Source organism: Caldalkalibacillus thermarum, assembly GCF_014644735.1.
Taxonomy (GTDB): Bacteria; Bacillota; Bacilli; order Caldalkalibacillales; family Caldalkalibacillaceae; genus Caldalkalibacillus; species Caldalkalibacillus thermarum.
The window spans coordinates 26,037-38,401 of record NZ_BMKZ01000006.1; the positions used below are offsets into that span (position 1 = coordinate 26,037).

General features: G+C 45.9%; 13 protein-coding genes. 6 read left to right on the forward strand and 7 right to left on the reverse strand.

Features of this window, described 5'->3' with window-relative positions:
* Positions 1-44 precede the first annotated feature (44 nt).
* From IEW48_RS03690 to IEW48_RS03700, 3 genes are all read left to right on the forward strand, one after another.
* The gene (locus tag IEW48_RS03690) at positions 45-266 is read left to right on the forward strand and encodes a hypothetical protein (protein WP_188622621.1); all 222 of its coding nucleotides are present in this window, start codon (positions 45-47) and stop codon (positions 264-266) included.
* Positions 267-765: 499 nt separating this feature from the next.
* Positions 766-1,779: an NADPH dehydrogenase NamA gene (gene namA, locus IEW48_RS03695; protein ID WP_188622622.1), complete on the forward strand. Its 1,014-nt coding sequence runs from the start codon at positions 766-768 to the stop codon at positions 1,777-1,779.
* A gap of 116 nt (positions 1,780-1,895) precedes the next feature.
* Positions 1,896-2,087, forward strand: a complete 192-nt coding sequence (locus IEW48_RS03700) for a hypothetical protein (RefSeq protein WP_229703929.1) — start codon at positions 1,896-1,898, stop codon at positions 2,085-2,087.
* A 160-nt stretch (positions 2,088-2,247) separates the two neighbouring features.
* On the opposite strand, the gene IEW48_RS03705 is transcribed toward IEW48_RS03700, so the two are convergent.
* From IEW48_RS03705 to thpR, 7 genes are all read right to left on the reverse strand, one after another.
* Positions 2,248-3,414: an iron-containing alcohol dehydrogenase gene (locus IEW48_RS03705; RefSeq protein ID WP_188622623.1), complete on the reverse strand. Its 1,167-nt coding sequence runs from the start codon at positions 3,412-3,414 to the stop codon at positions 2,248-2,250.
* Between the two features lie 40 nt (positions 3,415-3,454).
* A complete protein-coding gene (locus IEW48_RS03710; protein ID WP_188622624.1) occupies positions 3,455-4,903 on the reverse strand; it encodes an aldehyde dehydrogenase family protein in 1,449 nt (482 codons plus the stop codon).
* A gap of 44 nt (positions 4,904-4,947) precedes the next feature.
* Positions 4,948-6,225: a TRAP transporter large permease gene (locus IEW48_RS03715; protein ID WP_188622625.1), complete on the reverse strand. Its 1,278-nt coding sequence runs from the start codon at positions 6,223-6,225 to the stop codon at positions 4,948-4,950.
* Positions 6,222-6,719 (reverse strand): TRAP transporter small permease, encoded by a 498-nt coding sequence (locus IEW48_RS03720; protein WP_188622626.1) that lies wholly within the window; start codon positions 6,717-6,719, stop codon positions 6,222-6,224. The genes IEW48_RS03715 and IEW48_RS03720 overlap by 4 nt, the downstream gene beginning before the upstream one ends.
* A gap of 76 nt (positions 6,720-6,795) precedes the next feature.
* Positions 6,796-7,839: a TRAP transporter substrate-binding protein gene (locus IEW48_RS03725; protein ID WP_188622627.1), complete on the reverse strand. Its 1,044-nt coding sequence runs from the start codon at positions 7,837-7,839 to the stop codon at positions 6,796-6,798.
* Between the two features lie 207 nt (positions 7,840-8,046).
* On the reverse strand, positions 8,047-9,048 hold the full coding sequence (locus IEW48_RS03730) for a LacI family DNA-binding transcriptional regulator (RefSeq protein ID WP_188622628.1): 1,002 nt from the start codon (positions 9,046-9,048) through the stop codon (positions 8,047-8,049).
* A gap of 128 nt (positions 9,049-9,176) precedes the next feature.
* Positions 9,177-9,806 (reverse strand): RNA 2',3'-cyclic phosphodiesterase, encoded by a 630-nt coding sequence (gene thpR, locus IEW48_RS03735; protein WP_188622629.1) that lies wholly within the window; start codon positions 9,804-9,806, stop codon positions 9,177-9,179.
* A 213-nt stretch (positions 9,807-10,019) separates the two neighbouring features.
* On the opposite strand from thpR, the gene IEW48_RS03740 reads away from it, so the two are divergent.
* The 3 genes from IEW48_RS03740 (at position 10,020) to IEW48_RS03750 (ending at position 12,275) form a co-directional block, all read left to right on the forward strand.
* Positions 10,020-10,601, forward strand: coding sequence for a guanylate kinase (locus IEW48_RS03740; RefSeq protein ID WP_188622630.1), 582 nt, complete (start codon positions 10,020-10,022; stop codon positions 10,599-10,601).
* 127 nt (positions 10,602-10,728) lie between these two features.
* Positions 10,729-11,934, forward strand: a complete 1,206-nt coding sequence (locus IEW48_RS03745) for a DUF418 domain-containing protein (RefSeq protein WP_188622631.1) — start codon at positions 10,729-10,731, stop codon at positions 11,932-11,934.
* Between the two features lie 179 nt (positions 11,935-12,113).
* Positions 12,114-12,275 (forward strand): hypothetical protein, encoded by a 162-nt coding sequence (locus IEW48_RS03750; protein WP_188622632.1) that lies wholly within the window; start codon positions 12,114-12,116, stop codon positions 12,273-12,275.
* Positions 12,276-12,365 lie beyond the last annotated feature (90 nt).

Genomic DNA, 12,365 nt, shown 5'->3' on the forward strand with positions numbered 1-12,365 from the left:
TCTTTTTTCCGATCAAAACAGGCCATAATAAGGGGCAGATGGGCTTGGTCATAAATTTGGTCAACCCATCTATTCTAACGGCGAAAGGGAGTGCAGCTCTGGTGGCCAGAAACCGCAGAAACCAGCGCAACAGGAACGAAGAGAACATCAACTTGCGGGACATTGTTCCCGTGGAAGAGTTTGCTGGTGAATACGGAGTTGTTGAAACTGACAACAGACGCAGAAAAAACGAACCAGAAGATTACAACCTGAACGAATACTGCTAACTTCGCCGTTATCATTAAGGGGGCGGCCTTATACCAGGCCGCCCTTTGTTTGTCATTATAAATAGTAATACTTACGATTTACATAATATAAGTTATCTGGTGTCATGTCAATATTTTTATTAGCTTGCAACAGGAAACTTACTTACTGCCCAGTAAAAATTTGATCAAACCCAATAATTCCGGTTTCCCCCGTATATCTCCCGCCTGTCTTGAATAAACTGCAAATAAAGATTGAACTAGCCAACGTGAGGAGGGGGAGTATGAACAAGCAGATGATTCATACCATCATGAAATTTATTCGCAAGGAGATCAGTGAAAAACAATTGCGTCAAGCTCTGCTCAAACGCTCTCATCATCAATAAGTTTGCGCTGGAAATAACTTAAGTTACACCGCACATCCTTTGACATGACGAAAATACGTACTCATGCTAAACTATTTAGTGAAGCGAAAAAATGAGACTAAAAAACACCACTACTATCGGCAGAAGGATGTGAGCGGATGAGCAAGCTGTTTAGCCCTTACACCATCAAAGATGTCACCTTTAAAAACCGTATCGTTATGTCCCCGATGTGCATGTACTCCTGTATGGATGAAGACGGGAAAGTGACCGACTGGCACCGCGTCCATTACACCAGCCGGGCGGTTGGACAAGTCGGCCTGATTATTGTGGAGGCGACGGCTGTCACCCCCCAAGGCCGCATCTCTGTCCATGATTTGGGCATCTGGAGTGACGAACATATTGAGGGTTTAGCCGAATTAGTCCGCTTGAGCCACCAGCACGGTGCTAAAATAGGGATCCAATTGGCTCACGCAGGCCGAAAAGCCACCGTTGATGGACCCATTATCGCTCCTTCAGCCATTCCGTTTAATGAAAACATGAAAACACCGGCAGCTATGACGGCGGAACAGATTGAGGAGACCATCGCCGCTTTCCGGGAAGGGGCCCGGCGGGCAAAGGCAGCTGGTTTTGACGTGGTAGAAATTCACGCTGCCCATGGCTATCTCATTAATCAATTTTTGTCCCCGTTATCTAACCATCGTCATGATACATACGGTGGGGACCGTGACCGGCGCTACCGGTTTTTGCAGGAGGTGATTGAGGCGGTCAAAGAGGAGTGGGATGGACCTCTGTTTGTGCGTATTTCAGCGAGTGATTACCACCCTGAAGGATTAACCGTTGATGATTACGTTTATTATGCCCAAAAAATGAAAGCCCAAGGTGTGGATCTCATTGACTGCAGTTCCGGAGGTGTTGTGCCGGCAAAAATCAATGTTTATCCGGGGTATCAGGTGCCTTTTGCAGAGAAAATCAGGGCAGAAGCCAATATTGCCACCGGCGCAGTCGGCTTGATTACCAGCGGATGGCAAGCAGAGGAAATTTTACAGAATGAGCGGGCCGATCTTGTCTTTCTGGCCCGGGAATTGTTGCGCGATCCCTATTGGCCGAGACGGGCGGCGCAAGAGTTAAATATGCAGATTGAAGGTCCCCGCCAGTACGAGCGGGCCTGGTAAAAGATGATTCCTCCGGTGACAACAGTTGTGGCCCATTTTTGCCGAAACTCTCAAGCCATACTTTTCACCATTCCGGGTACGTTATAGATGGGCAATGTTTGAAGGGAGGAATCATCATGCCATATGGTGCCCAATTGGTGCAAATCCTCAACCGTCACATCGGCCAAGCCATTCAACATTACAATCATCTGGTGGAATACACACACGATTACGCCCAGGTTCCTGCAGCCATACACAACCGGCAGCAGGTGCAGCCTGGACAAATGCTATATGAACGAAAAAGGCTGGTACCAAGTACCCACCCTTGACAATCACACGGCCAAAACGATGCTGCACAGTTACCAGCCTGTCGGGCAGCCTCAGCCTCAAATGTAATCATTCCCCATCCCCCAACAGTTGTTGTTGGGGGATTTTCACGTCATAAGCCCAGAACCACGTGTGGCCCTGGGCTTTACTCACTCCACACCCTTAATTTTCTCCTTCATAAGCTGCTTCATAAATTTCAGTAATCTCCCGTACTGTTAGCCAGCGAGGATTGTTATTTAAGAGCCGATCTATCTTACTTGCTTCCTCAGCTAAGGCAGGAATATCTTCGCGCTTAACCCCCACCTCACGGATTGAAGCTGGAATTCCCACATCCTGGGCCAGTTTACTCATGGCTTGTACAGCTCGATCTGCCGCTTCACGCAAACTTAATCCCTCAACCTGTTCACCCATCGCCTGGGCAATTTCGACAAATTTTTGTAGATCAGCAACGACATTGTACTTCATTACATAGGGTAATAACATAGAGTTGGCTACCCCGTGGGGCACCTTAAACTTGCCACCCAGCGGATAGGCCAGGGCATGGACAGCTCCCACACCTGCATTACCTAAGGAAATACCTGCTAACAAACTACCCATAGCCATTTCTTCCCGCGCTTTTAAATTAGATCCTTGAAAAACAGCTTTGCGCAGTGATTGTGAAATAAGTTTAATGGCCTTGAGCGCGATGCCATCTGTTAAGGGATTAGCCCGCACCGCTGTATAGGACTCCACAGCATGCACCAAAGCATCCATCCCTGTTGCTGCTGTTACAGCAGGGGGAACAGTTAAGGTTAAGGCAGGATCCACGATTGCCACATCAGGCAACAAGTAAGTGCTCACAATACCTTTTTTAACCTGATCACGGGTATCAGTAAAAATGGCATTATAAGTGACCTCAGAACCAGTGCCCGCCGTCGTCGGAATCAAGATAAACGGAACACCCTTTTTTTCTACTTTCTCGATGCCGACCATGTCACGGACATTTTGCTCATTGGTCAACATCACTGACAAAACTTTTGTGACATCCAGGGCGCTGCCTCCCCCGACACCAATTAATACATCAAAGCCGCCTGTTTTAATTTTGGCTACTATCTGTTCCAAAATCTCAAATGGAGGCTCCGCAACCACATCGTCAATGATATCCACAAGGAGTTGTTCCTCTTGAAGAGGACTGATCACTTGATCAAGAATACCTGTCTTGCGGATCACTTTATCAGTGACCACCAATACTTTATGAGCACCCAGTTTTTTGGCTTCACGGCCGACAGTGTTGACAGAACCTACCCCCATGATCAATTCGTTCGGTGTTCTAAAGTAAGCTAAATTCATGCGTATCACCTCTGTTACTATAATTGTGGCAGTTGGCGTGTTATGAACCAAGTTTAATCCCTATAAATTTCAGGTCTGTCATATCTTCAACAGCATATTTAACTCCTTCTTTTCCCACACCACTTTGTTTCACACCACCATAAGGGTAGTTGTCTTGCCGGTAAGTAGAGATCTCATTGATCCATACCCCACCGGTCTCTAAAGCATCTGCCAATCGAAGGGCACGATCAATATTCTGAGTAAACACACCCGCTTGCAAGCCGAAATTCGAGTTGTTGGCCATTTGAATCACTTCTTGCTCTGTTGTAAAGGGGATGATGGAAACAACAGGGGCAAATACTTCCTGGCAAACCACCTTCATCTCTGGCTTCACGTTGACTAACACAGTCGGGGCCATGACGGAACCATTCCTTGTCCCCCCTGTCAATACCTTGGCTCCCCCTTCCAGTGCTTCTTTCACCCACTCTTCAGCTCGTTTTGCCGCTTCCTCAGTGATCATAGGTCCAATATCAGTTGACTCTTGCAACGGATCGCCCACCTGCAATTCATTCACCTGGCGGACAAACCGTTCCACAAACGCATCATAAACCGTTTTTTGAACATAGATGCGCTGCACTGATATACACACTTGGCCAGAGAAAGCAAAAGCCCCTTTAACTAGACTTTTAACAGCTATATCCAGCTCAGCATCATCAAAAATTATGTTAGGGGAGTTAGAACCCAATTCCAGGGTAACCTTCTTTAATCCAGCCATCTGTTTAATTTTCAAGCCAACCTGCGGACTGCCAGTAAAGGTCACTTTGGAAATGCGTTCATCTTGTACCAAAGGTTCGCCGATGTCGGGGCCAAAACCCAAAACAACATTAAGTGCACCCGTGGGCAATCCTGCTTCTTCAAACACCTTGGCTAATTGTATTGCAGAAAACGGCGTTTTTTCCGCTGGTTTTAAAACCACAGTATTGCCAGCAGCTATAGCAGGACCCAATTTGTGTAAAGCCAGGTTCAGCGGGAAGTTAAATGGTGTAATCGCCCCAACTACACCCAGGGGCACCCGCTTAACTAAGCCTAATCGGTTTTCCCCACCTACAGCTGCATCCATGGGTACCAGTTCACCTGCCAACTTTTTCGCTTCATCGGCAGAGAAACGTAAAACCTGCACACCCCGCTTCACTTCGGCCCGGCCATCGCGTATTGGTTTGCCTGCCTCTAAAGCAAGGATGGTAGCAAACTCCTCCGTACGCTCTTCCAAAATATCAGCGGCTCGGCGTAATATGGCTGCTCTTTGATAAGCCGGAATTTTTTTCATGGTTGTGTGGAACACTTTCAGGGCAGTCACGATCGCCCGGTCCAAATCCTCACTCGTGGCTAGATGAATGCGGCCAATCACCTCTTTGTTAAAGGGATTGTGAACTTCTAAAGTGTCGCGTCCTTTCCCCTTATATTCCTGACCAGCAATAATGGAACCTGCTTCAAAACCTGTATGACTCACTTGCAATCCCTCCTATTTGTAGAAAGAATGAACAACGGAATAAACTATCGGAATAATTGAGGCAACCATAAGACGATTTCGGGGAAGAATGCAATAATTAACAAAGCAATAAACAAAGACAAAACAAAGGGCAACACAGCTTTGCTTGCCTTCTCCATCGTTGTGCCCATGATAGGAACCATCACAAAGAGATTAACACCAACTGGTGGTGTCGCCATACCTATGGCAATAGCCACAACCATCACAATGGCAAAATGAACAGGGTCCATCCCCATCTCTGCTGCAACCGGTGCCAATACGGGGCCAAGGAGCATGACGATGGCTGCACCTTCCAAAAACATTCCCACAAAAATGAGGATGAAAATGATAAGTAACAAGATAATCACATGATTATCTGTTAGTCCTAACAGTGCATCGGCCACTGCCTGTGGAATAGCAAAATAGGTCATCACCCACCCGAAAGGAGCAGACATGGCCACTACCAGTAGAATAACCGCTGAGGTAATGCCACTGCGCACAAAGCTTTCAAAGATATCATTCAATGTTAAACTGCGATAAATCAACCCGCCAACTAAAAAAGCATAAGCTGCCGCGACGGCACCACCTTCTGTAGGTGTAAACACCCCTCCGCGAATCCCAAGCACAATAATGATGGGCATGACAAATGCTAAGGATGCAGCCACCGTAACGTCCAGCAACCCTTTCCATGAAAAGGGGACTGAAGATGTAGGATATCGGTTCTTTATGGCCATCAGATAAGCAACCAGCATCAGCAAGCAAGCAATGATGAGACCAGGTACAATGCCGGCCATAAACAGGGCCCCGATAGAGACGTTCATCTGTGCACCATATAAAATCATAATGATGCTGGGCGGAATAACCGGTGCCATGACCCCCACACTGGCGATCAGCGCAGCGATAAAATCTTTACCGTAGCCTTGCTTCTCCATCGCAGGTCCTAAAGTTTTGCCCAAGGCGGCCGTTTCCGCTACGGCAGAGCCCGACAAACCGGCAAAACCCGCCCCGGAAACAACCGTCACCTGCGCCAATCCCCCTCGCACCCGGCCCATGAAAAATTTAGCGAAGTTGATCAGTCGATCTGTAATCCCTGACCGATTCATCAGCTCTCCCGCCAAGATAAAGAACGGAATGGCCATGAGAGGAAATGATTCAGTGGGATAATACAACGTCTGGGCAAACACATCAAAAGGGAGCGTGCCCGTGACAAAAATAAATATAATGACTGCAATCCCCAGACTAAAGGAGATCGGAATACCAATGAACAGCGCAATTAAGAAAGGAATCAGCAGCCACCAGATCATGTGCGTCTTACCTCCCGCAAATCACGGACAATAAAATGAACCAGATGGAGCACCATGATGCTTCCGCCAACCAAAATGCTCAGCCGAGGCCAAAACAGGGATAGGCCCAAGGCATTGGAAAAATAGTTGGCGCTATTGACAGCCAGGTTGTAACCCAAATAAACCAATAAGATGACAAACAAGAGCATAATGATTTTGGTGATGAGGCGCACCAGAAACTGCCCTCGCTGTGGCAAACGTTCAACAAACATATTAATGCTGATATGTTCCATTTGTTTAACAGCGATAGCTGAGCCAATAAAGGTCATCCAAGCCATTAAAAAGGTGGTCAGCTCCTCAGGCCAGCTTAATCCCGTGTTAAACAGATAACGGAGGGCCACCTGTAAAATAATGGATGCAAACATGGTTGCTACAATGATCCCCAGTACATATTTAGAGACTACATTGATAAGATCACTGCATTTCCCTAAAATGTGATCCAGTTTGGCTAACATCAACACATCCTCCTTAAACAGGGCGGTTAAGCGAGAGGCTTAAGCCTGTCCAGCTAACCGCCTGCAGATCAATCCATCAGCGCTGGGCTTCTTGGATTCTCTCAATCAGATCTTCAGGAATTCGATCAGTAAACAGATCCCAAATGGAGACTGAAATCTCACGCCATTGGGCCAATTCCTCCTCTGTAGGGGTGTAGAATTGTACCCCTTCATCAATCATCTGCTGTTTCATCTCATCAGCCATTTTGGGCGCAATTTCAAAATTGTAATCTTGTGCCACTTGGGCAGCTTCCAAGACAGCTTGCTGCTGGGCTTCTGACAGCTTGTCAAAACTGTCTTTATTCATGAAGGCCATATGCATCGCGTGAATACCGCCTGTTTCAGTGACATAGCGAATTACCTCATGCAGATTGGCAGTTACGACCCAGTGAAATTGTTGCGCCAAACCGTCGACTACACCTTGTTCAAGGGCAGAATATACCTCAACCCAAGTAATCGGTGTAGCTACAGCACCCAATGCTTCCACATAGGCCATTTCTATTGGGCTTTCAGCTGTACGGAAGCGCAGTCCTCTTAAATCTTCAGGCACACGCACTTCCCTCTTTGAGTTCATGACATCTCGCTGAGTACCAGGATCAAGGAAAAAGAGCAGCTTCAAATCTAACTCCTCTTCTGCCTTTTCCTTAAACTCTTGCCCAACATCTCCGTTTAGCACCTTGTGAGTAGCATACACATCCTCAAATATATACGGCAGATCAAACACCAGGAACAAATCTGTAAACGGGGCCATATTGTTCGTTGCCGCAGAGGCAATATCTAAAGTGCCGTTTTGTAACATCTCTATCCCTTGGGTATCACCAGCTAAAGTGGCACTATGGTGAATTTTGACTGTGACACTTCCTTCGGTACGCTCTTCCAGCTCTTCTTTAAATTTTTCATAAGTGAGATAGATGGGAGTGCCAGGTAAAGCTGTATGGGATAAAACGAGTTCAACTGCCTGCTCTGTTCCGGCCTCCTCCGCGGCTTGACCGCCATCATCAGCCGTTTGATTACCGCAACCTGCCAGTACCAACATAAACAGTGCACTAGCAATGACAAACCATTTGCTGCGCTTAATCATAACTAATCTTCCCCCTAATTGTTTTTTCTTTATTTTTGATGAAAACTCCCAAGATTGTATACGTATACATTTTTAAATATTAAAACTTCTATAAATTTCCATAATTATAGAATCTAAATATTATTCTTGCAGGATCACCCCCTAAACAAAATGTATGCGGATTCATAATAAGCTATAAAAAGAGATACAGGCATAAATAGAGTGTATCTAGTGATTCAGTTTTGCGGTGGTATTACGAATCACCAAGTGAGGTTTAAGCTGAATCTGTTTATAAGCTGAAGTATTATTTTCTTCCTCAATTAAATTAACTAACAGATTAACCCCCAATTCCCCCATCTGTTCAATGTTATGCGCCACACTAGTCAATTGTATGGCTTGATGGCCAGCCAAGGCAATATCATCAAAACCGATGACACTGATATCGTCGGGAATACGTAGATTCATACTTAACAGTATATCCATGGCTATAAGCGCTATGTGATCTGTGCCGCACAAAAGCGCAGTGGGCGGATTGGCAAGATACACTAGTTCAGTTACAGCAGATTTGATGTCCTGTGCGGTTAAATTCACTTCTTGTAAATATGCAGGATTAAACTTGATGCCGTTTTCCTCTAAAACTTGTAGTGCCCCTTCTTTGCGTTCAAGAAAAGTAGAAATATTAGCAGGTCCCAGCACCATCCCAATCCGTTGGTGCCCAAGCTGAACCAGATGTTCCATAGCCAAACGTCCGGCAGTATGGTTGTCCAACACCACGTAATGGCCCTCTTTTTGGTGCTTGCGGTTAATCATAATAAACGGGATTCCGGATTGTTCCAACGTATCATAAATGGGGTGTTGTAGATTGATAGAAGAAATAATGATTCCTTCGACATGATGGCTTAATACCTCATCAATAATCTCATCCATGCCATGGGATTGTTCAAAATAGACCAGTGTGTTGTAGCCTTTAACGGTCGCCGTGTTAATGATAGCAGTCGCCACCTCAGAATAGAAAGGATTTTCCAATCCCCCGGATATCAAGGCCAGTGTTTTTGTTCGATTCAAGACCAAACTGCGGGCGATCATATTGGGACGGTAACCCAGTTCCTTCATGGCCCGCTCCACTTTTTCGCGGGTCTCCTTGCGCACATGGGGCGAGCCATTAATGACCCGGGAGACCGTAGCCTGGGAAACCCCGGCTAGTTTTGCTACCAATTTAGATGAGACCATGATCTGTCCTCTTTCTAGCGTCAGTCGAAGTGCTTGGTTAATTTTTTGTATACGTATTCAAAAGTTTTATCTAAATTATAACATGGGCCATTGTATTTGTGAATATCTTTTGACAAAATAGCAAAATATTATTGACTGTAATAGTTCCCAAACTTATGCCCCAACTGAACTATTAACTGTGGCTTATACATCGGTAGAAGATCCGCGCGGCTTTCATATAGTACCACCTCTTTAACCTGCCAAGTGATTTTATCGCTGTTCAGCTGAACACCCTGGTTAAGGGAGCGAATATCAAATGTTTGCTTTCCCCTGTATGTTCGGGCCAGGGTCACATGGGGGCGGTAGGGCCTGTTGTCAGCAGGATAACCCAGCTTGGCCATTTCCTCTTCGACCTTGTGTTGCAAGTTATTGAGCACGTCAAGCTCTCCCTGAACACCAATCCACAGAATGCGCGGACGGCTTGGATCACCAAAGACACCCAGATTTTCCAGGGACAATTTAAAGGGAGAAAAGCATGAGGCAATCTCAGCAAGGGAGCGGTTCAGCCGCGGTAGACGTGTCAGGGTCGTGTCGCCCAAAAACTTGAGCGTGAGATGATAATCCTCAACATGCACCCATTTTTTAAATGGCCATTGTCTTTTGCACTGACTGGCCCTTTCCTTAAGATGTTGGCGCACTGCATAAGGGAGGGGCAGAGCGATAAAGAGGCGTTTGGTATCCCTTGTTTCTGTTTTAAATGAATATTTATTTGTCTTCATGAGGAGGCTCCTCCTTTTTTACCCTTGTTATGCTCATCATCCATCTGCATGCCTATCTCTCCTCACCGTTCATCTCCCTTTTTATCATCATAACAAATCAACGTAAAAATCCCCATATCTTTCCTTTAAGGCTATCTTTTTTGCTAAAAGAATGGTATACTTAGAACGATAGTGTCAGAATTTTTATGATTCATCTTGATTGGAGGAGATCATATGCCCTTAGAAGGAAGAGCGTTGTTATTTGTTGGACCCGACGGATCAGGACGATTTACTTTGGCTAATGCAATCGGTGTCACGCTGCATATACCAATGGTCACCTCCTATACCACCCGCCCTAAACTTCCCCGTGAAACAGATGGCAAAGAATACAACTTTGTAACTGAAGATACGTTCAAAGAGATGCAAGGGGCTGGTGAGTTTATTGAAGTGGTTCAAATGGACGGCTTCTACTACGGAATCCGCAAACAAGATTGCCAAGATCTATTAGAAAAAGCGGGCAGTTTAATTGCTATTTTAAGCCCAGAGGGATGTGAAATTTTCAAAAGGGAATTTACCAAAACCTTAACCATTTTTGTTTATGCCGACCGGGACACTGTCATTCAACGGCAAATTGAGCGGGGGGATGATCCCGAAACGATTAAGCGTCACTTAAGCCACTATGAAGAAATTATGGCCTATAAAGATAAGTGTGACATCTCCATCCCCAACTACGACCTGGCCAGTACCGCACAGGAGCTGACCAAGAGAATCGAGGAATTTTTGGGTATTGAGCACCATCCAGACAGTAAGTATTAGACCTTCTTCACCACCCGCTGGAAAATAACGTCACTTTTTTGCCTCTACTAAAAAATGATGACAGGAGAGTGGTTGACAACCATTCTCCTTTTGCATGTAGACCCGTCAAGGAGTTGAGAACCAAGAGATGTCTCTCCACCCCACCTCACCTCAGGAACGCCTGGAAGTATTGGATCAGATACGCGGATTCGCCCTGTTAGGGATTTTATTGGCCAACATGGCTTTTTTCGCTTCGCCGGTGGTTTATATTCAAATGGCAGGAATAGATGAGTGGGAAAGTCTGGGGGATAAATTGGCGCTGTGGGGCATTCAGTTTTTTGCTGAAGCCAAATTTTTTACCATGTTTTCTTTCTTATTTGGTTTAGGCTTTGTCCTGTTTATGGAGAGAGCAGAGGCCAAAGGTTATTCGGTTTTGCCCCTGTTTACCCGCAGATTGGTGGTGCTCTTCATAATTGGCATGATCCATGCCTTTTTCATTTGGGCCGGCGATATTCTCATGCTTTATTCGGTTCTTAGTTTTATCCTTCTGTTTTTCCGTCGCTCTTCTCCCAAAACCCTTCTGGCTTGGGCCGTGGGTTTGTGGGCAGTGCCCGTGGTTGTGGTGACCTTGCTCTTGGCTCCAGGTTTTGGCGGTGAATTTAGTGACCCCCAGTGGGAGCAATCGGCTTACCACTATATTGAGCGCTCCATTGCTGCTTACGGGAGCGGAACCTTTCTGGAAATTACGGCCCAGCGTATGTTTGATTATCTGTTTATGGCCATCAACTCCATTTTCGTTGCTCCCCTTGTTTTGGCCATGTTTTTAACAGGCCTTTATGTGGGCAAACGGCGGTTCTACCAACAGCTGCATCAACATGAAACACTGTTCCGGCGCATCCGCCTGTTAAGTCTGTGTATTGGTGTACCTGCTGCCCTGTTGCAGGTCTACAGTCACCAACAGATGCTACACACCGGGTTAACCCTCTATCAATGGCTCCATTTTGTCAGTGTGTGTGTGGCCGGACCTGGATTGTGTTTCTTCTACATCACCTCGCTGCTACAGCTCTGTCGCCGCCAAAGATGGCAACGGCGTCTGGCTTACCTGGCTCCCGTGGGCCGCATGGCGCTCACCAATTACTTGCTGCAGTCTATCATCTGTACGCTCCTGTTTTATAACTATGGGTTGGGCCTGTATAATCAGGTGGCCCCTGTCTGGTGGGTGATCATCGCCGCCGTCCTCTATCCGTTGCAAGTATGCTTTAGCCGCATATGGTTAGGCCATTTCCGTTATGGCCCGGCAGAGTGGTTGTGGCGCTCCCTTACATACTGGTCATGGCAACCGCTGAAAAAGTAAAGACATCTTCATTTGGCAAGAAGGAGATCTGTACTGCAGGTCTCCTTTTTGCTGGCCAGAAGCACTTTTTTACAAAAAATCTGTTATATATCAAAAATTAATATTGAACTTTTGTGTTATAACACATATAATAAAAACAACAACAAATTTAACACCTTGGGAGGGAGAGGAGAGAAACCATGATCAAGTTTGAGCGCTACAATTCGGCAAAAATATGTCCCCATTGCCACAAAGAGTTTCATGAGCTATACGATTCCTATACGGATACCTGTCCTGAATGTCAGGTTGAACAAAGAGGGGTATTGGTTCAAACTGAAGGCGGATGGGTATGGCAATCCTAACAGCAATTCGCAGCGCTTAATGTTGGTTAACCATGGAATGATGTGTATCACCTCAATTGTTTACTCATACCTTCACCTTTTGAGATTAGG

What these genes read in the sequence shown, in the direction of transcription:
- namA (WP_188622622.1), top strand. Translation starts at nt 766, where the DNA reads ATGAGCAAGCTGTTTAGCCCTTACACCATCAAAGATGTCACCTTTAAA.
- IEW48_RS03700 (WP_229703929.1), top strand. Translation starts at nt 1,896, where the DNA reads ATGCCATATGGTGCCCAATTGGTGCAAATCCTCAACCGTCACATCGGC.
- IEW48_RS03705 (WP_188622623.1), bottom strand. Translation starts at nt 3,414, where the DNA reads ATGAATTTAGCTTACTTTAGAACACCGAACGAATTGATCATGGGGGTA.
- IEW48_RS03715 (WP_188622625.1), bottom strand. Translation starts at nt 6,225, where the DNA reads ATGATCTGGTGGCTGCTGATTCCTTTCTTAATTGCGCTGTTCATTGGT.
- IEW48_RS03720 (WP_188622626.1), bottom strand. Translation starts at nt 6,719, where the DNA reads ATGTTAGCCAAACTGGATCACATTTTAGGGAAATGCAGTGATCTTATC.
- IEW48_RS03725 (WP_188622627.1), bottom strand. Translation starts at nt 7,839, where the DNA reads ATGATTAAGCGCAGCAAATGGTTTGTCATTGCTAGTGCACTGTTTATG.
- IEW48_RS03730 (WP_188622628.1), bottom strand. Translation starts at nt 9,048, where the DNA reads ATGGTCTCATCTAAATTGGTAGCAAAACTAGCCGGGGTTTCCCAGGCT.
- thpR (WP_188622629.1), bottom strand. Translation starts at nt 9,806, where the DNA reads ATGAAGACAAATAAATATTCATTTAAAACAGAAACAAGGGATACCAAA.
- IEW48_RS03740 (WP_188622630.1), top strand. Translation starts at nt 10,020, where the DNA reads ATGCCCTTAGAAGGAAGAGCGTTGTTATTTGTTGGACCCGACGGATCA.
- IEW48_RS03745 (WP_188622631.1), top strand. Translation starts at nt 10,729, where the DNA reads ATGTCTCTCCACCCCACCTCACCTCAGGAACGCCTGGAAGTATTGGAT.
- IEW48_RS03750 (WP_188622632.1), top strand. Translation starts at nt 12,114, where the DNA reads ATGATCAAGTTTGAGCGCTACAATTCGGCAAAAATATGTCCCCATTGC.